This window comes from Bradyrhizobium sp. RD5-C2, assembly GCF_019972155.1.
GTDB lineage: Bacteria > Pseudomonadota > Alphaproteobacteria > Rhizobiales > Xanthobacteraceae > Bradyrhizobium.
In genome coordinates, this window is sequence record NZ_BOVL01000022.1 from 173,137 (window position 1) to 195,866 (window position 22,730).

General features: G+C 64.9%; 18 protein-coding genes. 9 read left to right on the forward strand and 9 right to left on the reverse strand.

What is annotated here, in order from left to right; genetic code table 11:
• Nucleotides 1-52 precede the first annotated feature (52 nt).
• Nucleotides 53-1,594 carry an acyl-CoA synthetase gene (locus BraRD5C2_RS29600; protein WP_223974638.1) on the reverse strand — a complete coding sequence of 514 codons (1,542 nt, stop codon included), beginning with the start codon at nucleotides 1,592-1,594 and terminating at the stop codon, nucleotides 53-55.
• Nucleotides 1,595-1,809: 215 nt separating this feature from the next.
• Between BraRD5C2_RS29600 and BraRD5C2_RS29605 the strand changes: the two genes are divergently transcribed.
• From BraRD5C2_RS29605 to BraRD5C2_RS29625, 5 genes are all read left to right on the forward strand, one after another.
• Complete coding sequence (locus BraRD5C2_RS29605) at nucleotides 1,810-2,946, forward strand: acyl-CoA dehydrogenase family protein (RefSeq protein ID WP_223974639.1); 1,137 nt, start codon at nucleotides 1,810-1,812, stop codon at nucleotides 2,944-2,946.
• 133 nt (nucleotides 2,947-3,079) lie between these two features.
• Nucleotides 3,080-4,237, forward strand: a complete 1,158-nt coding sequence (locus BraRD5C2_RS29610; RefSeq protein ID WP_223974640.1) for an acyl-CoA dehydrogenase family protein — start codon at nucleotides 3,080-3,082, stop codon at nucleotides 4,235-4,237.
• A 60-nt stretch (nucleotides 4,238-4,297) separates the two neighbouring features.
• Nucleotides 4,298-5,509, forward strand: coding sequence for an acyl-CoA dehydrogenase family protein (locus tag BraRD5C2_RS29615; protein ID WP_223974641.1), 1,212 nt, complete (start codon nucleotides 4,298-4,300; stop codon nucleotides 5,507-5,509).
• A 99-nt stretch (nucleotides 5,510-5,608) separates the two neighbouring features.
• Nucleotides 5,609-6,265: a glutathione S-transferase family protein gene (locus BraRD5C2_RS29620; protein WP_223974642.1), complete on the forward strand. Its 657-nt coding sequence runs from the start codon at nucleotides 5,609-5,611 to the stop codon at nucleotides 6,263-6,265.
• A gap of 196 nt (nucleotides 6,266-6,461) precedes the next feature.
• Nucleotides 6,462-7,283, forward strand: coding sequence for a helix-turn-helix domain-containing protein (locus tag BraRD5C2_RS29625; protein WP_223974643.1), 822 nt, complete (start codon nucleotides 6,462-6,464; stop codon nucleotides 7,281-7,283).
• 144 nt (nucleotides 7,284-7,427) lie between these two features.
• Here the strand turns inward: BraRD5C2_RS29625 and BraRD5C2_RS29630 are convergent, their stop codons facing one another.
• Nucleotides 7,428-8,651 (reverse strand): ABC transporter substrate-binding protein, encoded by a 1,224-nt coding sequence (locus BraRD5C2_RS29630; RefSeq protein ID WP_223974644.1) that lies wholly within the window; start codon nucleotides 8,649-8,651, stop codon nucleotides 7,428-7,430.
• A gap of 214 nt (nucleotides 8,652-8,865) precedes the next feature.
• Between BraRD5C2_RS29630 and BraRD5C2_RS29635 the strand changes: the two genes are divergently transcribed.
• From BraRD5C2_RS29635 to BraRD5C2_RS29650, 4 genes are all read left to right on the forward strand, one after another.
• A complete protein-coding gene (locus BraRD5C2_RS29635; protein ID WP_223974646.1) occupies nucleotides 8,866-9,732 on the forward strand; it encodes a beta-keto acid cleavage family enzyme in 867 nt (288 codons plus the stop codon).
• Between the two features lie 115 nt (nucleotides 9,733-9,847).
• Nucleotides 9,848-11,446, forward strand: coding sequence for an AMP-binding protein (locus BraRD5C2_RS29640; protein ID WP_223974648.1), 1,599 nt, complete (start codon nucleotides 9,848-9,850; stop codon nucleotides 11,444-11,446).
• Complete coding sequence (locus BraRD5C2_RS29645; RefSeq protein WP_223974650.1) at nucleotides 11,446-13,062, forward strand: acyl-CoA carboxylase subunit beta; 1,617 nt, start codon at nucleotides 11,446-11,448, stop codon at nucleotides 13,060-13,062. The genes BraRD5C2_RS29640 and BraRD5C2_RS29645 overlap by 1 nt, the downstream gene beginning before the upstream one ends.
• Nucleotides 13,059-15,038, forward strand: coding sequence for an acetyl/propionyl/methylcrotonyl-CoA carboxylase subunit alpha (locus BraRD5C2_RS29650; protein ID WP_223974652.1), 1,980 nt, complete (start codon nucleotides 13,059-13,061; stop codon nucleotides 15,036-15,038). Before BraRD5C2_RS29645 ends, BraRD5C2_RS29650 begins: the two co-directional genes overlap by 4 nt.
• Nucleotides 15,039-15,075: 37 nt before the next feature.
• On the opposite strand, the gene BraRD5C2_RS29655 is transcribed toward BraRD5C2_RS29650, so the two are convergent.
• The 7 genes from BraRD5C2_RS29655 to BraRD5C2_RS29685 all read right to left on the reverse strand — a co-directional run bounded on the left by BraRD5C2_RS29655 (nucleotide 15,076) and on the right by BraRD5C2_RS29685 (nucleotide 22,633).
• Nucleotides 15,076-16,068 carry an ABC transporter ATP-binding protein gene (locus BraRD5C2_RS29655; protein ID WP_223974654.1) on the reverse strand — a complete coding sequence of 331 codons (993 nt, stop codon included), beginning with the start codon at nucleotides 16,066-16,068 and terminating at the stop codon, nucleotides 15,076-15,078.
• A complete protein-coding gene (locus BraRD5C2_RS29660) occupies nucleotides 16,065-17,078 on the reverse strand; it encodes an ABC transporter ATP-binding protein (protein ID WP_223974655.1) in 1,014 nt (337 codons plus the stop codon). Before BraRD5C2_RS29660 ends, BraRD5C2_RS29655 begins: the two co-directional genes overlap by 4 nt.
• Entirely contained in the window at nucleotides 17,078-17,971 is an 894-nt protein-coding gene (locus tag BraRD5C2_RS29665) for an ABC transporter permease (RefSeq protein ID WP_223974656.1), read from the reverse strand. Before BraRD5C2_RS29665 ends, BraRD5C2_RS29660 begins: the two co-directional genes overlap by 1 nt.
• 4 nt (nucleotides 17,972-17,975) lie before the next feature.
• Nucleotides 17,976-18,923 (reverse strand): ABC transporter permease, encoded by a 948-nt coding sequence (locus tag BraRD5C2_RS29670; protein WP_074129975.1) that lies wholly within the window; start codon nucleotides 18,921-18,923, stop codon nucleotides 17,976-17,978.
• Nucleotides 18,924-18,957: 34 nt separating this feature from the next.
• Nucleotides 18,958-20,553 (reverse strand): ABC transporter substrate-binding protein, encoded by a 1,596-nt coding sequence (locus tag BraRD5C2_RS29675; protein WP_223974657.1) that lies wholly within the window; start codon nucleotides 20,551-20,553, stop codon nucleotides 18,958-18,960.
• A 414-nt stretch (nucleotides 20,554-20,967) separates the two neighbouring features.
• Nucleotides 20,968-21,855, reverse strand: coding sequence for a TauD/TfdA dioxygenase family protein (locus tag BraRD5C2_RS29680; protein ID WP_223974658.1), 888 nt, complete (start codon nucleotides 21,853-21,855; stop codon nucleotides 20,968-20,970).
• A 79-nt stretch (nucleotides 21,856-21,934) separates the two neighbouring features.
• Entirely contained in the window at nucleotides 21,935-22,633 is a 699-nt protein-coding gene (locus BraRD5C2_RS29685) for a DUF2270 domain-containing protein (protein ID WP_223974659.1), read from the reverse strand.
• Between the last annotated feature and the right edge of the window lie 97 nt (nucleotides 22,634-22,730).

The following is a 22,730-nucleotide window of genomic DNA, read 5'->3' on the forward strand; positions in this document are numbered from 1 at the left end:
GGGGTAATTCTTGTCACTGCGAGATCGGGAACGCGTGAGGCGCGTTTTCGGATCACGCCGCGGTATCGGTCGGCTTCGGCTGGCTGAATTGCTGCCGGAGCGTCGGCTTATGAATTTTGCCTGTCGCATTCCGCGGCAGGGCATCGATGAATTCGATCAGGCGCGGGCACTTGAACCGCGCCAGATTGGCCTGGCAATGCGCGTGAATCTCCGCCGGCGTCAGCGTATGGCCCGGCTTTACGGCGATGATCGCCATTCCGACTTCGCCCCATTGCTGGTCGGGAATGCCGATCACAGCGGCCTCGGCAACGGCCGCCAATTGATGCAGCACGCTCTCAACCTCGGCCGGATAGACGTTCTCGCCGCCGGAGATGTACATGTCCTTCCAGCGGTCGACGATATAGTAAAAGCCTTCTTCGTCGATCCGCGTGGCGTCGCCGGTGTGCAGCCAGCCGTCGGTGAAGGAGGAGGCATTGGCGTCCGGCCGGTTCCAGTAGCCCGGCGTGATGTTCGGGCCCTTGACCCAGAGCTCGCCGAGCTCGCCGACCGCGGCATCGCTGCCGTCGGGCCGCACGATGCGAACCTCGGTGTGCAGCACCGGCTTGCCGGACGAGCCGGCCTTGCGCGCGGCATCCTCGCGGTCGAGCACCATCACTGCCGGTGACGTCTCGGTCATGCCGTAACCCTGCTGCAGCGCCACGCCGCGCGCCTCCCAGGTCTTGAGCAGCGGCACCGGCATCGGTGCGCCGCCGACCCCGCCGATCATCAGGCGGCTGAAATCCACCGACGCGAAGGCCGGATGCTGCGCCATGAACTGATAGATCGCGGGCACGCCGAAGAACACGTTGATGCCTTGCGCCGGGTCGCCGATCAGCTTCAGCGCCTCGCCGGGATCGAACGCGCGCATGATCAGCACCGTGCCGCCCGCATGCAGCACCGGGTTGGTGTAGCAATTCAGTCCGCCGGTGTGGAACAGCGGCAGCACCGTCAGCAGCACGGAGGCCGGCGAGATGTAGGCGGGGCCGCCGAGATTGACGCAATTCCAGAACGTCATCCCATGCGTGATGATCGCACCCTTGGGCTGGCCCGTGGTGCCCGAGGTATACATGATGGTCGAGATGTCATCGAGCGTGACCTCCTCGAACCGTTCGAGCGGCTTGGCCGCCGCGATGCCGGCCTCATAGGCGCCGCCGGGGCCGAGCCGCACGGTGGAAGCGACGTCGCACAGCTTGGCGACCGCAAGCGCGGTCTCGGCGAGGTCGTCGTCATGGATCATCACTTTTGGCGAAGCGTCGCCGGTGATGTAGCGCAGCTCGGGAACGGTGAGGCGGGTGTTGAGCGGCAGGAAGACCGCGCCGATCCGGAAGCAGGCGAACTGCACTTCCAGCGTATCCGTGGTGTTCAGCGCAAGCACCGCGACCCGGTCGCCGTTCGCAACCTTGAGGGCGTCGCGCAGATAGCTCGCGAGCCGCGACACGCGGGCATCGAGCTCCGCATAGCCAAAGCGGCGACCGCTTGCGAGATCGACAAGCGCCATCTTGTCCGGCGTGCGCCGGCGATGATGCGCGATCCAGTCGTAATAACGAACCGGCAAATTTCCCTCCTCTGGAACGGCAGTCTTGCGCCGCCTGTTCCTGGCTCGATTGATGCCATGAATTGCCAGTGGAGGGGGCGTATTAGGATACTGTCTTGCGTTTAGTGGCTGGCAAATCGCCGGCCCGGACGCCGGGGCCGGAGGCAGCCACTCGACGCAAGTGAACAGGGAAAAATCCGGACATCGTCGGGCGTGGGAATCAACGGAGCACGCGGATGGCAAACCCGTTCTACACCGGCGAGCACGAGGCCTTTCGCGAGGTGATGCGGCGCTTTGTGGCCAGGGAAATCGAGCCTTATGCCCATCAATGGGACGAGGAGGGCGAGTTTCCGCGCGCGCTCTATGCCAAGGCGTCCGAAATCGGGCTGCTCGGCCTCGGTTTCCCGGAAGAATATGGCGGGATCGCCGCCGACCACTTCATGAAGATCGTGGCCTCGCAGGAGCTGGCGCGCGCCGGCGCCGGCGGCGTCTCCGCGAGCCTGATGAGCCACACCATAGGCTCGCCGCCGATCGCCCGCGCCGCGCGGCCCGAGGTCAAGGCGCGGGTGCTGCCGGAGGTGCTGGCGGGCAGGAAGATTTCCGCGCTGGCGATCACCGAGCCGAGCGGCGGTTCCGATGTCGCGAACCTGCGCACCAAGGCGCGCCGGGACGGCGACCATTACGTCGTCAGCGGCGAAAAGACCTTCATCACGTCAGGCATGCGCGCCGACTATCTGACGGTCGCAGTGCGCACCGGCGGCGAGGGGCCGGGTGGCGTCAGCCTGCTCTTGATCGAGGGCAATACGCCCGGCCTGTCCCGCACCAAGCTGAAGAAGATGGGCTGGTGGGCGTCGGATACCGCGACGCTTCATTTCGACGAATGCCGCGTTCCGGTCGAGAATTTGATCGGCGAGGAAGGCCAGGGCTTCAAGCAGATCATGTACAACTTCAACAGCGAGCGCATGGGCATGGCGGCAAGCTGCACCGCCTATGCGCGCGTCTGCCTCGACGAGGCAGTGGCCTATGCCAAGGAGCGCAAGACCTTCGGCAAGCCGATCGCCCAGCACCAGGTGATCAGGCACAAGATCGTCGACATGGCGCAGAAGGTTGCGGTCTCGCAGGCGATGCTGGAGATGCTGGCGTGGCGGCTCGGCCAGGGCGAAAGCCCGGTCGCCGAGATCTGCATGATGAAGAACCAGGCCACGCAGACCATGGCGCACTGCGCCTCCGAGGCGGTGCAGATCTTCGGTGGCGCCGGCTTCATGCGCGGCATCAAGGTCGAGCGCATCTACCGCGAGGTCAAGGTCAACGCGATCGGCGGCGGAACCGAGGAGATCATGAAGGATCTCGCGTCAAGGCAGATGGGACTTTAGCGATGCCGTTAACCTTCGACCGTCATTCCGGGGCGACGCGAAGCGGCGAGCCCGGAATCCATAACCACGATAATGCGTATGGATTCCGGGCTCGCGCTTTGCGCGCCCCGGAATGACGAAGGATAGGTAGAACATGCTCTTCACCGCCGACCACGACGAACCGCGCCGCGCGCTCCAGAAATTCATCGCGGCCGAGATCAATCCCCATGTCGACGAATGGGAGAAGGCCGACATCTTCCCGGCGCATGAGCTGTTCAAGAAGCTCGGCGATCTCGGCTTCCTCGGGTTCAACAAGCCGGTCGAGTTCGGCGGCCAGGGGCTGGATTACTCCTACGCGCTGATGATGGCCGAGGAGTTAGGCGCCATCACTTGCGGCGGTGTGCCGATGGCGATCGGGGTGCAGACCGACATGGCGACGCCGGCGCTGGCGCGGTTCGGCTCCGACGAGGTGCGGCGCGAATTCCTGGTGCCGGCGATCGCGGGCGACCAGGTCGCCTGCATCGGCGTCTCCGAGCCCGGCGCCGGCTCCGACGTCGCCTCGATCAAGACCAATGCGCGCTCCGACGGCGACGACTACGTCATCAATGGCGGCAAGATGTGGATCACCAACGGCACCCAGGCCGACTGGATCTGCCTGCTCGCCAACACCAGCGATGGCCAGGTTCATCGCAACAAGTCGCTGATCTGCGTGCCGATGAAGACCAAGGGTGTGCAGGTCGCCCGAAAACTCGACAAGCTCGGCATGCGCTCGTCCGACACCGCGCAGATATTCTTCGACAATGTCCGGGTGCCGAAGCGCAACCGGATCGGCGAGGAAGGTCAGGGCTTCACCTACCAGATGGTCCAGTTCCAGGAGGAACGGCTGTGGGGCGCGGCCGCCTGCCTGAAGGCGCATGAATTCATCATCAACGCGACCATCGACTACACCCGCAACCGCAAGGCGTTCGGCGGCTCGATCCTCGACAACCAAGTGGTGCACTTCAAGCTCGCGGAGATGCAGACTGAGGTCGAGCTTCTGCGTTCGCTGATCTATCGTGCCGGCGAGGCGCTGGTGGCGGGCGAGGACGTGACGCGGCTCGCGACCATGGCCAAGCTGAAGGCCGGCAGGCTCGGCCGTGAGCTCACCGATGCCTGCCTGCAATATTGGGGCGGCATGGGCTTCACCAATGAGACGCCGGTCAGCCGCGCCTATCGCGACAGCCGCCTGACCTCGATCGGCGGCGGCGCCGACGAGGTGATGCTGATGGTATTATGCAAGATGATGGGCACGCTGCCCGGGATGAAGAAATAGTGCGAGACCGTCCGGCGGATCGCGTGCGCCGCCGGTACGAGCGCAGGGACGGAGGTCAACATGCTCTTTCAGGAGACCCAGAGAGTCACCGAGCTGAAGCATCGCCTTCAGTCGTTCATGGACCGTCACGTCTATCCGAACGAATCCCGGTTCTACCGCGAGGCGGAAGAGCTCGGCCCGTGGAAGGTGTTTCCGGTTGTCGAGGAGCTGAAGCCCATCGCAAGGGACGAGGGGCTGTGGAATCTGTTCCTGCCCGAGAGCGAGCACGGCGCAGGTCTCTCCAATCTCGAATATGCGCCGCTGTGCGAGATCATGGGGCGATCGCATCTTGCACCCGAGCTGTTCAATTGCTCGGCGCCGGACACCGGCAACATGGAGGTGCTGGCGCGCTACGGCACAAGAGAGCATCAGGAGCGCTGGCTGAAGCCGCTGCTCGCGGGCGAGATCCGGTCCTGCTTTGCGATGACCGAGCCGGCCGTCGCCTCCAGCGACGCGACCAATATCGAGAGCTCGATCGTGCGCGACGGTGATGACTACGTCATCAACGGCCGCAAATGGTACACCACCAACGCCACCGACCCGCGCTGCAAGATCGGCATCTTCATGGGCAAGACCGATCCCGATAATCCGGACCGGCATCGCCAGCAGTCGATGATCCTGGTGCCGATGGATACGCAGGGGATCGAGGTGCTGCGCCCGCTTCCGGTGTTCGGCTTCTACGGCGTGCCGGATCGCGCCTCGGAGGTCGTGTTCAGCAATGTGCGGGTGCCCGCAAGCAACATGCTGCTCGGCGAGGGCCGCGGCTTCGAGATTGCGCAGGGCCGCCTTGGTCCGGGTCGCATTCATCACTGCATGCGGCTGATCGGGCTCGCCGAACGCACGCTGGAGAAGATGTGCGTCCGGACCAGGAGCCGGATCGCGTTCGGCAAGCCGGTCGCGGAGCAGACCGTTACGCAAGAGCGGATCGCGGAATCGCGCATCATGATCGAGCAGGCGCGCCTCCTGACGCTCAACGCCGCGCACATGATGGACACCGTGGGCAACAGGGTCGCCAAGGCCGAGATCGCCATGATCAAGGTCGCGGTCCCCAACATGGCCTGCCAGGTCATCGACTGGGCGATCCAGGCGCATGGCGGCGGCGGCACCAGCAACGATTTCGGGCTCGCGGCGGCCTACGCAACGGCCCGGCTGCTGCGTCTCGCCGACGGGCCGGACGAGGTCCATCGCAACCAGATCGCGCGGCTCGAGCTGCGCAAATACGGCAATGCCTGAACCGGAAACCCGCGCGGTGAATGCACCGCGCACGACATTGTTGCAGTCACCTCGCCGGCGCTTCATGGTGGCGGCGATCAAGAACATGGGAAACGCCTGATGATCACGCTCTATCACTGCGATGCCGCGCGCTCGTTCCGTCCGTTGTGGATGCTGGAGGAGCTCGGGCTGCCCTATGAGTTGAAGATGCTGCCGTTCCCGCCGCGCGTGTTCGCCAAGGAATATCTCGGCATCAATCCGCTCGGCACCATCCCGTTCATGGTCGATGGCGAGACGAAGATGACGGAGTCCTCCGGCATCTGCCATTACCTCGGCACCAAATACGGCCCGACGCCGCTGATCGTAGGTGTCGACGAGCCGGCCTATGGCGCGTTTCTGAACTGGATGTATTTCTCCGACGCGACGCTGACCTTTCCGCAGACGCTGGTGCTTCGCTACAGCCAGCTCGAGCCGGAGGAACGACGCAACCCGCAGGTCTCGGGCGATTATGCAAAATGGTTCCTGGGCCGCCTGCGTGCGGTGGAAGCGGCCGCCGCGAATTCTGAATTCCTCTGCGCGGAACGCTTCACGGCTGCCGACATTGCCAACGGTTATGCGCTCCGGCTCGCCAGCAATATCGGCCTCGCCAAGGATTTCGGGCCGAATGTCGCGGCCTATTGGGCGCGGCTGCAGCAGCGCGAAGGTTACAGGCGCGCGGTGGCGTCGGAGCAAAAAGCCGGGCAGGAACAGAACGTTGCGCCGCGCGCGCGGCCGTAACTTTCCTGTCGTTCCGGGGCAATGCGCTCTCATGCGTAATTGCGCGCTGCGGAACCCTGAGATTCCCCGATGCGCAATTGCGCATTGGGGTGCGATGCGTCGCATCGCCCCGGAATGACGACGTATCGCTTTTGCGAATTTGCGCTATGGTAGCTCCGCCGCAGCGGCCCAAAGAGCCGCGCGAGGAGGAACCGCCATGGACGCGATCGTGGACGCGAAGTGCCAGAACTCCGGCCAGCCGTCCGGCCACCGGATGCTGATCACGCCGGAACGGGTGTTCTATGCCGGGCTGCTCGGCCGCCCGCGCGAGCGCTGCCCCGGCGCGTTCCATGTCTATGTCGCGATCCGCGATGGCCTGCATCTGTCGACCAGCGAAGGCCGCGAGTCGCATGGCGAGCTCGCGGTGACGATGCCGAACCTGCGCCACACCATCACCAGCGAATATCGATCCGCGATCTGTGTTGCGATCGAGCCGGAAAGCGTGCCTGACGGCACACTCGAAGCCGTCGCGCGCCGCCTGCAAGGACCGGACTCTCATTTGTTCGCGAACCGGATTCGCAACGCCTATGCGACGCTTGCCGAGATGCAGCATCGCGACGCGATCGCGAATGCCGAGTTCGACACCATGTGCTTCGGCGACGCGCTGCCGCAGCGTGTGCTCGATCCGCGCGTGGTGCGCGCGATCAGCCGCATCGGGCAGTTCTCCGGCGAGCCGGTGACCGCGGCAGGCTGCGCCACCGAAGCCGGGCTGTCGCCGTCGCGCTTCCTGCATCTGTTCAAGGAAGAGACCGGAATTTCGTTCCGCTCGTTCCGCGCCTGGAAGCGCGCGCGGCATCTGCTGCATTTCGCCAACCAGGACATCAACCTCGCGCATCTCGCGCAGGACATCGGCTATCCCGACTCGACCCATTTCAGCCACTCGATCCGCCGCTTCTATGGCCTGAAGCCGCGCGCGATCTTCTCCGGCTCGCGGGATCTTGCGATCTACCGCACCGGGCAGGAGCGCGCGCTGACGTAACCATCCATCGTCCCGGCCTAGTGCGCAATTGCGCACGGTAGCCGGGACCCATACCGCGTGATCTATCTGCGACGCGCGCTGGCAGAGATATCGTGAAGCAATGAACGGCTGTGGTTATGGTTCCCGGCCTTCGCCGGGACGACGCTAGAGATTAGCGCCCTGGATCACCTCGCCGAACCGCAGCCAGCCGGGCCCTTCGATCCGTTGCAGCTGAAGCTGCTGCAGCGGGTGATGATTGGTCGGGCTGGTGTTGACCTTGATGCCGGGTAGCAGCGTCGGGACCTCGGCATCTTTCAAATTGTTCGCCTGAGCCATGATGTTGTCGCGGGTGAAATTGCCCTTGCACTGCTCGAGTACGATCTTGAGCACCTGCGCCACCGTGTAGGCATAGAGACTGTAGCCCTCCTTCGGATTGCCGTCGGGGAAGTACTTCGCCATGAAGGCGAGAAAATCCTTCACGCCGGGGTCGTTGGTCCAGGCCGGATCGGCGACGTCCTTCACATAGGCCGACGAGATCGTGCCCTGCGACTTGTCGAGACCGACCGGCGCGATGGTCGAGGAGATTGAGGCCGCGCCGCTCGCGATGAAATGCATCGGCTTCCAGCCGAGCTCGTAGATCTTGCGGATCGACTGGGCGCAGAATTTTGCGGTGGTGCCCGAGATCAGCACGTCGGGATTGGCACCGCGCAAAGTGACGATCTGGGAATCGATCGTCGGATCTGTGACCTCGTGCGAGGCCACCACGGCCGAGGTCGCGAACCGCTCGCCGAGCACATCCTTGGTGCCGGCGACGAAATCCTTGCCGAGGTCGTCATTCTGGTAGAGCACCGCGAACTTCGCGTCCTTGTTCTGGCTCAGCGCATATTTGACGAACACCTGCGCCTCGGTCCGCGCGCTCGGCGCGAAGCCCATGGTCCAGGGATAGCTCTTGTAGTCGCCCCATTTGTCGCCGTTCACCGACAGGAACAGATGCGGCACCTTGGCGGCGTTGATGTATTTGACGACCGACGAATTCGGGGCGGTGCCGAGCATGTTGAACAGGAAGGCGACATTGTCGCTCTCGATCAGGCGGCGCACCTGCTCCACGGTTTTCGCCGGATTGAACGCATCGTCGTAATAGATGTACTTGATCTGCCGGCCGGCGATGCCGCCCTGCTCGTTCAGCATCTTGAAATAGGCTTCCTGGCAGCGCGCCTGCACGCCCAGCGCCGACACCGGGCCGCTCAGCGAGGTGGTGCTGCCGATCTTGATCTCGGTCGCGGTGACGCCGGGCGTATCTTCGGCAAGCGAAGGCCTGAGGCCCGCGGCCGCGGCAAGTCCCGCGCCTGCGGCGCCCGTGAGCCATCTGCGCCGGTTGATCGAGACCATGACGTTCTCCCCGTGATGCCGGCTTGTTGCGCCGCTTCTGCTTACAGCAGAGCCTATGCGCCGCGTGGGCGTCGCGTCTTGTGTTAACCGGCTGACGGCGGATTCCGTCGTGAGCGCATCCACTTAGCCAGTCAACGCAAGATGGCGCACAGACAAATTTCTCATCATGGCAAAATCAACCGCGCAGGTGCGCCGCAACCCGGACGAGAGACTCATGAGCGACAAGGCCGTCATCACCTGCGCGCTGAACGGCGTGCTTACCGACCCGAAGCAGCACAATGTTCCGGTGACGCCGGAAGAGATGGCGCGCGAAGCCAAGGCCGCGTTCAACGCCGGCGCCAGCATCATGCACATCCATCTGCGCCAGCAGGAGCCGAACAAGGGCCACCTGCCGTCATGGGAGGTCGGCGTCAGCAAGGAGATCCAGCAGGCTATCCGCGAGGCCTGCCCCGGCGTGATCATCAACCACACCACCGGCACCTCCGGTCCGCACTACCAGGGCGCGCTCGACTGCGTGCGCGAGACAAAACCCGAGATCGCGGCCTGCAATGCAGGCTCGCTGAATTATCTGAAGGTCAAGGCCGACAACACCTGGGCCTGGCCGCCGATGATGTTCGATAACGCGGTCGAGAAGGTGCAGGATTATCTCGACGTGATGAAGGTCGCCGGCACCATTCCCGAATTCGAGTGCTTCGACGTCGGCATCGTGCGCTGCGTCGGGATGTACCGGCAGACCGGAATGTATTCCGGCCCGCTCGAATACAATTTCGTCATGGGTGTCGCCTCGGGCATGCCGGCCGATCCGGAGCTGTTGCCGATCCTGCTCAAGCTGAAGGCGCCGGATGCGCATTGGCAGGTCACCGCGATCGGCCGCGCCGAGATCTGGCCGCTGCACCAGCGCGCCGCCGATCTCGGCGGCCATCTGCGCAGCGGGTTGGAAGACACGTTCTATCTCGGCGACGGCACCAAGGTGACGTCGAACGGGCAGCTCGTCGAAGGGCTCGCCGCCTGCGCGCGGCGCGCCGGCCGCGAGATCGCGAGCCCCGCGGAAGCGCGGCAGATCTTTGGGGTCAGGCACTGACGTCATTCCGGGGCGCGCGCAGCGCGAGCCCGGAATCCATAACCACGATCGTGAGTATGGATTCCGGGCTCAGCCCTGCGGGCTGCCCCGGAATGACAGCGGGGAGTAACGAGCTATGCACAATCTCGCAGCAACCGGCGGCGTCACCGGGCCGGGCCGCATCGGGCGGGTCGCGATCGGCGACCTCCTCAAGCGCGCCGCGCGGCGGTTTCCGGATCGCGTCGCGCTGACCGATGGCACTAGGCAAGTCACCTTCACCGAGCTCGAGCGCGACGCCAATCGCTTCGCCAATCATCTGGTGCAGCGCGGGTTGAAGCCGGGCGAGAAGATCTCGACGATCTGCAACAACTCGGTCGAGTTCGTCAAAGCGCTGTTCGGCATCCACCGCGCCGGCCTGGTCTGGGTACCGATCAACACCATGCTCGGCCCGGCGGACATGGACTACATCCTCGGCCACGCCGAGGTCCGTTTTGCCGTCATCGACGACAATCTCCATGCCCAGGCCGACCGGCGCGCCGCGCTGGAAGCGCGCGGCATGGAGATGATCGCGATCGACCTGACCGGCAATGCCGGCAAGACCGGATTGCCGGAGTTCAACGGCCTGCTGGAAGGACAATCCGACGTCGAGCCCGACATCGAGATCAACGACCGCGATCTCGCGATGATCATCTATACGTCGGGTACCACGTCGCGGCCGAAGGGCGCGATGCATTGCCATCTCGCCGTGGTCATGGCCGTGATGAGCAACTGCATCGAGATGCAGCTCTCGCGCGATGACGGCATCACCGGGCAGTTTCCGCTGTTTCACTGTGCCGGCCACGTGCTGCTGCTCAGCTATCTCTCGGTCGGCGGCCGCATGGCGCTGATGCGCGGCTTCGATCCGGTCGTCTGCATGGAGGCGATCGTACGCGACCGGTTGACGGTGTTCGTCGGCCTGTCGCTGATGTACCAGGCAATCCTCGATCATCCGCGCCGCCGCGAATACGATCTCACGGGCCTGCGCTGCTGCATCTACACCATGGCGCCGATGGGCAAGCCGCTGCTCGAACGCGCGATGGCGGATATGTGTCCGAACTTCGTGCTGACCAGCGGCCAGACCGAGATGTACCCGGCGACGACGATGTCGCGGCCGGAGGTGCAGCTCGAGCGCTTCGGCAATTACTGGGGCGAATCGCTGATCGTCAACGAGACCGCGATCATGGACGATAACGGCAACCTGCTGCCGCGCGGCGAGATCGGCGAGCTGGTGCATCGCGGGCCCAACGTGATGATGGGCTATTACAAGGACCCCAAGTCGACCGAGGAGGCGCGCAAGTTCGGCTGGCACCATACCGGCGATCTCGCCTTGATCGACGGCAATGGCGAGGTGTTGTTCCTCGATCGCAAGAAGGACATGATCAAGTCGGGCGGCGAGAACGTCGCTTCCGTCAAGATCGAGGAGGCGCTGCTGGCGCACCCTGCCGTGCAGAATGCCGCCGTGGTCGGCCTGCCGCATCCGCAATGGGGCGAGGCGGTGTCAGCTTTCGTCAAGCTGAAGCCCGGCGCGGTGGCCGACGAGGCCGGCATCGAGGCGCATTGCAGAAAGCATCTCGGCGGCTTCCAGGTGCCGAAGCTGGTGCGTATCCTCGAGGAGATGCCGATGACCGCGACCGGAAAGCTGCGCAAGGTCGAGCTGCGGCAGCAGTACAGCGAGTATTTTGTGGAGCGCGCCTAGTGGCCATCATCGAGAGCACGATTTCCACCGGCAGCGCCGCGTTCCAGGGTAATCGCGACGGCATGCTGGCGCTGATCGCCCGGATGCGGGGGCTGGAGGAGCGCACGCGCGCGGCATCGGCCGCGGCCAAGGACCGCTTCCACAAGCGCGGCCAACTGCTGCCGCGCGAGCGCGTCGCGCTGGTGCTCGATCCCGGCTCGCCGTTCCTCGAGCTGTCCACGCTCGCCGGCTACATGTTCGATGTGCCGGACGCGGACAAGAGCGTGCCCGGCGGCGGGCTGGTCGCCGGCATTGGCTTCGTCTCCGGCATTCGCTGCATGGTCAGCGCCAATGATGCCGGCATCGACGCCGGTGCGCTGCAACCTTACGGCCTCGACAAGACGCTGCGGGTGCAGGAGCTCGCGCTGGAGAACAAGCTGCCTTATGTGCAGCTGGTCGAAAGCGCCGGCGCCAACCTGCTGCGCTACCGCGTCGAGGATTTCGTCCGCGGCGGCAACATCTTCCGCAATCTGGCGCGGCTGTCGGCGGCAGGGCTTCCCGTCGTCACCGTGACGCACGGCTCGTCAACCGCGGGCGGTGCCTACCAGACCGGGCTCTCCGACTACATCGTGATGGTGCGTGGCCGTACCCGCGCCTTCCTTGCCGGGCCGCCCTTGCTCAAGGCCGCCACCGGTGAGATCGCGACCGAGGAGGAGCTCGGCGGCGCCGAGATGCACACCCAGATCTCCGGCCTTGGCGATTATCTCGCCGAGGATGACCGCGATGCGCTGCGCATCGCGCGCGACATCATGGCCAAGCTGCCATGGGATCGGCCGACGCCGGAATCCGCTGCGGTGAAGCCGCCGCGCTATGACGCTGAGGAACTGCTCGGCATCATGCCGATGGATCACAAACGACCGGTCGACATGCGCCAGGCGATCGCGCGCTTCATCGACGATTCCGACTTCACCGAGTTCGGCGCCAATTACGGCCCGGCGACGGTCTGCGGCCATGCCCGTATCGAAGGGCAGGCTATCGGCATCATCACCAACAACGGGCCGCTCGATGTGCCCGGCGCCAACAAGGCGACCCATTTCATCCAGGCTTGCTGCCAGTCGCGCACGCCGATCCTCTACATGAACAACACCACCGGCTACATGGTCGGCCGCGCTTATGAAGAGGCCGGCATGATCAAGCACGGATCGAAGATGATCCAGGCCGTGACCTCGGCGACGGTGCCGCAGATCACGCTGTATTGCGGCGCCTCGTTCGGCGCCGGCAATTACGGCATGTGCGGCCGCGGCTTCCATCCGCGCTTCTGCTTCTCCTGGCCGAACGCCAAGACCGCGGTGATGGGCGGCGAGCAGGCTGCCGAAACTATGGCGATCGTCACCGAGGCGGCGGCCGCGCGGCGCGGCAAGCCGATCGAGAAGGAGAAGCTCGACGCGATGAAGGCGCAGATCACCGGTGTGTTCGACGGCCAGATGGACGTGTTCTCGACCAGCGCCCGGGTGCTCGACGACGGCGTGATCGATCCGCGCGATACGCGGACGGTGCTGTCAGAGGTGCTGGCGATCTGCCGCGAGGCCGAGGCACGCAACCCGCAGCGCATGCAGTTCTCGGTGGCACGGCCATGAGCGGTACCATCGTGAAGCGGACATCGTTCTTCAAGATCCTGATCGCCAACCGCGGCGAGATCGCGCTGCGCATCATGCATACGGCGCGGCGGCTCGGCTATGGCGTGGTCGCGGTCTACTCCGATGCCGACCGCGACGCGCTGCATGTGCGCGAGGCCGATCAGGCGGTGCGGATCGGCGAGGCGCTGCCCGCGCAATCCTATCTGAAGATCGACGCGATCATCGCGGCCGCCAAGGCGAGCGGCGCCGGCGCGGTGCATCCCGGCTACGGCTTCCTCGCCGAGAACGAGGACTTTGCACAGGCCTGCCGTGACGCGGGGCTGGTGTTCATCGGTCCGTCGCCGGAGGCGATCCTGGCGATGGGCAACAAGGCCGGCGCCAAGGAGATCATGCTAAAGGCCGGGGTGCCCTGCGTACCCGGCTATCAAGGCGCCGACCAGAGCGACGGTGCGATGCTGACGGAAGCCAAGGCAATTGGTTTTCCGGTCATGATCAAGGCGGTCGCCGGCGGAGGCGGCCGCGGCATGCGGCTGGTGGCGGATGCCGCGGCATTTCCGGATGCGCTGCGCAGTGCGCGGTCAGAGGCGCAGGGTGCGTTCGGCGATCCCACCGTCATCCTCGAGCGCGCCATCGTCGATCCCCGCCACATCGAGATCCAGGTGTTCGGCGATCGCTATGGCAACGCGGTCCATCTCGGCGAACGCGATTGCTCGGTCCAGCGGCGGCACCAGAAGCTGATTGAGGAAGCCCCGTCGCCGGCGGTGACGCCGGAGCTGCGTGCACGGATGGGTGCGGTCGCAGTCCAGGCGGTCAAGGCGATCGGCTATGAGGGCGCGGGCACGCTGGAGTTCCTGCTCGATCGCGCCGGCAATTTCTATTTCATGGAGATGAACACGCGGCTGCAGGTCGAGCATCCCGTCACCGAGGCGATCACCGGGCTCGATCTGGTCGAATTGCAGATTCGTATTGCGAGAGGAGAACCGCTCGGCTTGAGGCAGGAGGACATCACCTTCTCAGGTCACGCCATCGAGGTGCGGCTCTGCTCGGAGGATGCCGGGCATGACTTCAGGCCGCAATCCGGCACGATGGCGCGATGGCAGATGCCTGATGGCATCCGCGTCGAGCACGCGCTGCGATCCGGCTCGGAGATTCCGCCATTCTATGACTCGATGATCGCCAAGGTGATCAGCCACGGCGCGACCCGCGACGAGGCGCGCGGCAGACTGATCTGCACGCTGGAGCAGGTCACGGCCTTCGGCGTCACCACCAATCAGGGTTTCCTGATCGACTGCCTGCGTCATCCGGTCTTTGCCGAGGGCGAGGCGACCACGGCTTTCATCGGCAACAACCGCGATGTGCTGCTGGCGCCGCGGCCCGATCGCGGCAGCGACCTCGCGCTCGCGGCGCTGCTGCTCTATGTCACCAATCCGCACGCGCCGCCATGGCAGCGCGGTCGCTCGCTGTCGGCGACATTCCCGCTCGGACTGCGGATCGATCTCGGTCACGGCGTGCAGGAGATCGAGATATTTCGCGAGCGCGACGGCAGCTACCTCGCGACCCGCAATGGCGACCGCTTCAGCTTCGCGATCGATGAGCTGGACCAAGATAGCATCCGCTTCCACCATGATGGCCTGATGGAGCAGGCCAGGTTCCTGCGCGACGGCGATCGGCTCTATATCCTGCATCGCGGCGTCACACTGTCGGCGCGCGATTTCACCCTCGCGCCGCCGGAGAGTGCTACGGCTGCCGGTGGTGACGGCAAAGTTCGTGCCGCCATGAACGGCCGGGTCGTCGCGGTGCTGGTGAAGGCGGGCGACAAGGTCGCGGCCGGCCAGCCGGTGATGACGCTGGAGGCGATGAAGATGGAGCACGTGCATACCGCGGGCGTCGCGGGCACGGTGTCGTCGATCGACGTCGCCGAGGGAGAGCAGGTGACGACGGGGAAGATCGTGGTGGAGATCGAGGCGGCGGCATAACGGCCGTCGTCCCGGCCTTCGCCGGGACGACGCTGAGCTATTGACTCCTTCCCGTGCCGTCATTCAGCCAGCACGCAACCTGATGCGCCGTGCCAGCCGCCTGCAGCGCCGGGCGCTCGGTCCTGCAGCGATCCATCGCGTAGCGGCAGCGGGTGTGGAAGGCGCAGCCCGAGGGTGGGTTGATCGGGCTCGGCACATCGCCGTCGATCAGCGGCGTGAGCCGCCTGGCCTTGGGGTTGGCGATCGGCACCGAGGCGAGCAGCGCCTGCGTATAAGGGTGGCGCGGATTGGCGAACAGCTCGTGCTTGTCGGCAATCTCGACAATACGACCGAGATACATCACCGCCACGCGATGGCTGATGTGGGCGACGACCGCGAGATCGTGCGCGATGAACAGGTAGGAGAAGTTCTGCTTGCGCTGCAGGTCGATCAACAGGTTGATCACCTGCGCCTGGATCGAGACGTCGAGCGCGGAGACCGGCTCGTCGCAGACGATCAGCCGCGGGCCGAGCGACAGCGCACGCGCAATGCAGATGCGCTGGCGCTGACCGCCGGAGAATTGATGCGGAAAATTCTTCATCTGGTCGGGCCGCAGACCGACCTGCTGGAACAACTCGGCGACACGCTCCTGCTTCTTCGCGCCGGTTGCGATGCCGTGCACGGTCAATGGTTCACCGACGATATCGCCGGCTGTCATGCGCGGGTTGAGCGAGGCGAACGGATCCTGGAACACGATCTGCATCGAGCGGCGATACGGTCGCAGCGCGGTCTTGCTCAGCAGCGCGATGTCCTCGCCGTCCAGCTTGATCGCGCCGCTGGTCGGCTCGACCAGCCGCAGCACGGTGCGCGCCACCGTCGATTTGCCGCAGCCGGATTCGCCGACCAGTCCGAGCGTCTCGCCGGCGCCGAGCGAAAAGCTGACGCCGTCGACCGCATGCACGGTGCCGACCTGCCGGCGCAGCACGCCGCCGCGCACCGCGTAATGCTTGACGAGATCGGTGACTTCGAGGAGCGGGCGTTGCTCGGTCATGACGCCCCCACCATCTCGCCGGCGCGCCAGCACGCCGCCCAGTGATTGCTCTTGACCTCGTCGAGCGGCGGATATTCCTGACGACAGCGGTCGACCGCGAGCTTGCAGCGCGGCGCGAAAGCGCAGCCCGGCGGCAGATTGGTCAGCGACGGCACCATACCGGGAATTTCGGTCAGCCGCGCATCGGTCTTCGCGCCGAGCGCGATCACCGCCGGCATCGAGGCCATCAGCCCGCGCGTATACGGATGCAGCGGCGTCTCGAACAGGGACTCGACGGTCGCCTCCTCAACCTTCTTGCCGGCATACATCACGATCACGCGCTGCGCGGTTTGGGCGACGACGCCGAGGTCATGGGTGATCAGGATCAGCCCGGTGCCGAGCCGCTGCTGCAGATCGACGATCAGCGCCAGAATCTGCGCCTGGATGGTGACGTCGAGCGCCGTGGTCGGCTCGTCCGCGATCAGGAGCGCCGGCCGGCACGCCAGCGCCATTGCGATCATGGCGCGCTGGCGCATGCCGCCGGAGAGCTGATGCGGATATTCCTGCGCGCGACGCTCCGGCTCGGGCATGCGCACCAGCCGCAGCATGTCGACCGCCTGCGCCCACGCCTCCTTGCTGCTCATCTTCCGATGCAGGCGCACCGCCTCGGTGATCTGGTCGCCGATCCGCATCACCGGATTGAGCGAGGTCATCGGCTCCTGGAAGATCATCGAGATGCGGTTGCCCCTGACGGCGCGCATCGCGGCATCGTCGAGCTTCAGGAGGTCAGTACCCTCGAGTGTCACCGAGCCGCCGACGATGCGGCCGGGCGGATCGGGCACCAAGCGCATGATCGAGAGCGCGCTGACGCTCTTGCCGCAGCCGGATTCGCCGACGATCGCGAGCGTCTCGCCGCGGCGGACCGAGAACGAGACGTCGTCGACCGCGCGGAACAGGCCGGAATTGGTGAAGAACACCGTCTGCAGGTTCTTCACGTCGAGAACCGTCTCTGCCGGAACAGCCTCGCTCATCAGCCGCGCTGCCTCGGATCGAGGATGTCGCGCAGTGCGTCGCCGAACAGATTGGTGCCAAACACCGCGAGACTGATCGCAATGCCGGGGAAGATCACCAGCCACGGCGCGGTGCGGACATATTCAGCGGCGGATTCCGACAGCATGCGGCCCCAGGACGGATAGGGCTCGGGGATTCCGAGGCCAAGAAACGACAGCGAGGCCTCGGTCAGGATGGTCGAGCCGAGTTGCGCGGTGGCCAGCACGATCAGCGGCGCGATCGTGTTGGGCAATACGTGGCGCAGCGCGATGCGCGTCTCGCTCATGCCGATCGATTTGGCGGCTTCCACGAACGGCTGTTCGCGCAGCGCCAGCGTGTTGGCGCGGATCACGCGGGCGACCGTCGGGATCAAGGGAATGGCGATCGCAAGGATCACGTTCGGCAGCGACGGGCCGAGCGCCGCGGTCATCACGAGCGCGAGCACCAAGAGCGGCAGCGATTGCAGGATGTCGGTCACCCGCTGGAACACCAGGTCGACCCAGCCGGAGAGATAGCCGGAGGTGAGACCTACGATGACGCCGAGCGTGGCGCCCAAGGTCGTGGAGCCGATGCCGACCGCAAGCGAGATCCGTGCGCCATGGACGATGCGGCTCCAGACGTCGCGGCCGAACGAATCGGTGCCGAACCAGTGCAGCATGGAGGGCGCGGCCAGCCGGTGCGCGGAATCGACGGTGAGCGGATCGTAGCGGCTGATCAGATCGGCAAAGATCGCGGTCAGCAGAAACAGCAGCATGATGATCAGGCCGATGGTGCCGAGCACATGGCGCTGCGCGAGGAACGCAAACCGCCCCCAGCCGCCGGTGGCGTTGGCCCCGGCGCGGCGCAGTTCGCTCTCGAAATTAATCGTTGCCACGTGCTCAGTCTCCGAACCGGATACGTGGGTCGATCGCCGCATAGAGCATATCGACGATGAAATTCACGACCACGACGACGACTGCGATGAACATCACGAGGTTCTGAACGATCGGGTAGTCGCGCCAGCGCAGCGCCTCGACCAGGAAGCGGGCGATGCCGGGGATGTTGAACACGGTCTCTGTGACGATAAGCCCGCCGATCAGGAACGCGGCCTCGATGCCGATCACGGTGATGACCGGCAGCACGGCGTTCTTCAGCGCGTGGTGATAGTTCACGGAGGCCTCGGAGGCGCCCTTGGCACGCGCGGTGCGGATGTAGTCCTGGCGCAGGATCTCCAGCATCGAGGAGCGGGTGATGCGCATGGTCAGCGCCGCGCTGCGGAAGCCGACCGCCATCGCCGGCACCGCATAGATGGTCAGCGCCTCGAGCCATGTCTTCGGGTTCGGATTGAAGATCGGCATGGTGCCGAACAGCGAGACCGAGGCCATCAGGATCAACAGGCCGAGCCAGAATGACGGCAGCGACAGACCACTCAGGCTGACGACGCGCAGCGCATAGTCGAGCTTCGAGCCCTGGTGCACGGCGCTGATGACCCCGAGTGGAATGCCGATCGAGGCCGAGAACAACAGCGCCAGCCCCGCCAGCCGCGCGGTGATCGGAATCCGCGGCAGGATCTCCTCGAGCGCCGGCTTTTCGGAGACATAGGAATAGCCGAGGTCGCCGTGCAGCAGGCCGCCGATCCAGTGCAGATACTGGATCACGATCGGCTGGCTGAGGCCGAGCTCGCGCTCGAGATTGGCCTTGTCGGCGGGATCGACGAAGCCCGCGGCGTCGAACAGGATGTCGACGATGTTGCCCGGAACGACGCGCAGCAGCACGAAGATGATGACCGAGATCCCGAACAGGGTCACGAGCATCAGGAACAGCCGCCGCACGATATAGGCAAACACCCTGGCTCTCTCCCTGATCTCGCCCGGTCTTAGACTACTTGTCCAGCCAGACGTCTTCGTACCGATAGCCGTTATAGGAGCTGTTGGACATGATCGTGACATTCTTCACGTACGGCTTCCAGCAGGTGCCGGTCCGGGCATGGAAGATGATCGGTCGCGCGACGTCTTCCTGCAGCTTCTTGTCGATCTCCCAGACCAGCTTCTTGCGCTTGTCGAGGTTGGTTTCCTCGGACTGCTGGTCGAACAGCTTCTCGATGTCCTTGTTGCAATAGTTGGTGTAGTTGCGCTCCGAGCCGCAGGCATAGTTCTCGTAGAAGGACTGGTCGGGCTCGTCGACGGCGTTGCCGGTGAGGTTGAGGCCGAGCGAATAGTCCTTGCGTGCGATCTTCGGGAACCACTGCGCGGTGTCGACGACGTCAAGTTCGGCGTCGATATAGATGCTCTTGATCTGGTCGATCAGGATGATGGCGGGATCGCGGTACACCGCAATGTTGCGGGTCGACACCTTGATCTGCAGATGCTTGTCCGGGCCATAGCCCGCCTTCTGCATCAGCTTGCGGGCTTCCTCGCGGTTCTTCTCGATGTCGGGACCGTATCCGGGGATCTGCTCCAGCATCTCCTTCGGCATCGCCCACAAGCCGTCCGGCGCCGGCTCCATGGTGCCGCCGATGTCGCCCTGGCCCTCGAACATGATCTGGATGAAGGCTTTCCGGTCGAGCGCCAGCGCCAGCGCGCGGCGGATGTCGAGATTGTCGAATGGCGGTGCGCTCGAATTGATGATGATGTTGGTGGAGACGTTATTCGGTTCCACCACGCAGACCGCCTTGGGGTCCTGCGACTTGACGTCCTTCAGCAGCGGGATCGAGACCTCGGTCGGGAACGTCATGTCGAACTTGCCCGACACGAAGCCGAGGATCGCGGTCGAGCGGTTAGTGATGATGGTGAACTCGATGCCGTCGAGATAGGGCAGGCCCTTCTTGAAGTAATCCGGGTTCTTGGTCAGCTTGATCGATTCGTTGGCCTTGAACTCGACGAACTTGAAGGGGCCGGTGCCGACGGGCTTGGTGCGCATCTCCGCCGGCGACACATGGCAGGGATAGACCGGCGAATACCCCGAGGCGAGCAGCGACAGGAGCGCGGGTTGCGGCCGCTTCAGCCTGAACGACGCTTCGTAGTCGCCGTTGGTGGTGACCTCGTCGACCTGGTCGTACCAGGACTTGCGCGGGTTCTGCCGGAACTTCTGCTGCGACTTGCCCATCAGCATGTCGAAGGTGCATTTGACGTCGGCCGCGGTGAACGGCTTGCCGTCGTGCCACTTCACGTCCTTGCGCAGCTTGAAGGTCAGCGTCTTGTTGTCGCCGCTCCAGGCCCAGCTCTCCGCAAGCTCGGGCCGGATCGTGTCGGCGCTGTTCTGCGCGATATGCTGGTCGAAGATGACGAGGTTGTTGAAGATCGGCATGAACGGAATGTTCACCGAATAGGTCGCGCCCTCGTGGATCGAGGCGCTGCCGGGGCTGTCGCGGTGATAGATCCTGAAGATGCCGCCGGATTTCGGTTCGGCTGCGCGTGAAACGTCGCTGATGGTCAGCACAGACAACACCGCGACGGCCAGCGCTTGCACGCTCCGCATGGTCCCCTCCACGAATTTCGGTCTCAATGGCCGATTGGCATCGACGATACCACGGTGAGGCTTTCGGGCAACCAGCGACGGCCGTACGGGGATTGGCAATTCGGATGACGTGAAAGCATTAAAATTTCCACGGACCGGGAATAATGGCTGTGATGGTGGGGAACTCAGTCTGTTTTGCAATGCAGCTGCGAGTCTTCGCTGGAGTTCGATTGCTGCTGCTGACGCGCGCGAAGTGAAATGTCTTGCGGTCAGCGACGGTTTGTCGCCGATATGATCTGCGGATCTAAACGTTCCCCGTCATCCTGAGGTGCGAGCGGAGCGAGCCTCGAAGGATGCACGGCCACCAGCCGGGCCGTTCATCCTTCGAGACGCGCTTCGCGCTCCTCAGGATGACGGTACAATGAGAACGTTGCCTCACTCCGCCGCCTGCGTTGAGGGCGGCTGCATGTTCGCGACACCGTCCGCCTCGGTCGCTGAGATCGTGGTGCGGATCATCAGGCGGCCTTCATGCGCCGGCCAGGGGCGGCCGCGATGCATGGTGGCGCGGTTGTCCCACATCACGACGTCGCCCTGCTTCCATTGATGCAGATAGGTGACGCCGAGCGCGGTGGCGGCTTCGGTCAATTGCTCGATCAGTGCCTTTCCGGCATCGGCATCCATGCCCTCGACACCATAGGCATGGGAGGCGAGATACAGCGCACCGCGGCCGTTGACGGGATTGCGCCAGACCATGCGCCAGCATACCGGCGGCAGCGCATCGACCTCCTCAGTCGTTGCGAGCCCGGTGGCCACCTTGCTGCGCGAATGCGCGTAGGAGTGCCAGGCGAACGAGTTCTCCAGCCGCTTGGCCACGTCCTTGTCGAGCCGCTCGAAGGCCAGCCGCATCGAGACGAACTCGGTCTCGCCGCCATGCTCGGGGATGATGCGCGCGGACAGGATCGAGGTCAGCGCCGGCACGCGCTTGAAGGAGGAGTCGGTGTGCCAGAGCTGATTGGCCCTGGCGCGCAGCTGCTGCCGATGGTCGGACGGAACCACCTTGCCGTCGGGTCCGAAGGTCGACAGGATCACGAAATGCGAGCCGGTGCCCATCGAGCCGACCTTGGTCGTCTCGGGAGGACCGAACCGGCGCGAGAATGCGAGCTGGATATCGTCGCTGACCTCCTGGCCGCGGAACACCAGCACCGAGTGTTCCTCGAACGCCCCGCGCACCGCCGCATAGGCGGCATCGCTAGCGCCAACATCCGAAAGCGTGACGCCGCGCAGCTCGGCTCCGAATCCCTCGCGCAGTGGGATCACTTCCATCGGCAAATCCTCCCTGACTTTTCTTGTTGAGGCGAGGTTAGGGGAAAAGCCCGCCAGCGGCAACGCCGCGCGCGCCGCCTTACCCCATCGCGATCAGATTGTGCCGCGCACGTCGGTCCGCGGCCTCCATGCGATGCGTGACGAAGGCGAACAGCGCCCAGCTCGAATGGAAGGCGACGCCGGCCAGAACCACGATGGCTCCGGGAATCGGGCCGATCGAGGCGCGGTCCCAGATCTCGCTCAGCGTGGTCAGCGGCAACGGGTGGATCGCCAGCTTGCCGTAATAGGCGATCGCCTGGATCGCGAAGATCCAGCCATAGGTCCGGCGCAGCCGCCGGCCGATCGCCCGGGCCAAGCTGATGTGGTAGCTCGGGTGGCGGTAGTCGTTGGCGAGCAGCTCGGTCCAGGCCGCGTTCGGCGTCGGACCTTCGCCGCGGATCATCGGCGCGTAGAAATCGGTTTCGAGCAACCGCGCGCGGGCGCGCCAGACGTTGAAGTAGCGATAGCGCCGCGCCTCGAACAACAGGAAGACCGTGACCAGCAACCCGACCAGCACCATCGGCAAGGGCGAGGCCTCTGCGCTGCTGTAGGTCGCTGACAGCGCGATGCCGGTGGTGACCACCGCCCAGTTGGTGGAGCTGTCGAGGCGGGTGCGCCAGACCGTGCTGCGGTAGACCTCGCCACGATAGAGATGGGCGAGCGCGCCGATCTCGGCAGCAGTGAATTCGAGCCTTCCGGCCTGTCCCGGCTCCGGCTCGCGCGGCTGGGGCGACGGCATGGCGGCCTCCGGCGATGCTGGCTTGCGATCCCGGAGCATAGCGCGGAATCCGCACGGCGGGCGAGTTAGTTACGCCGTCCGGCGTCCCCAACTCCAA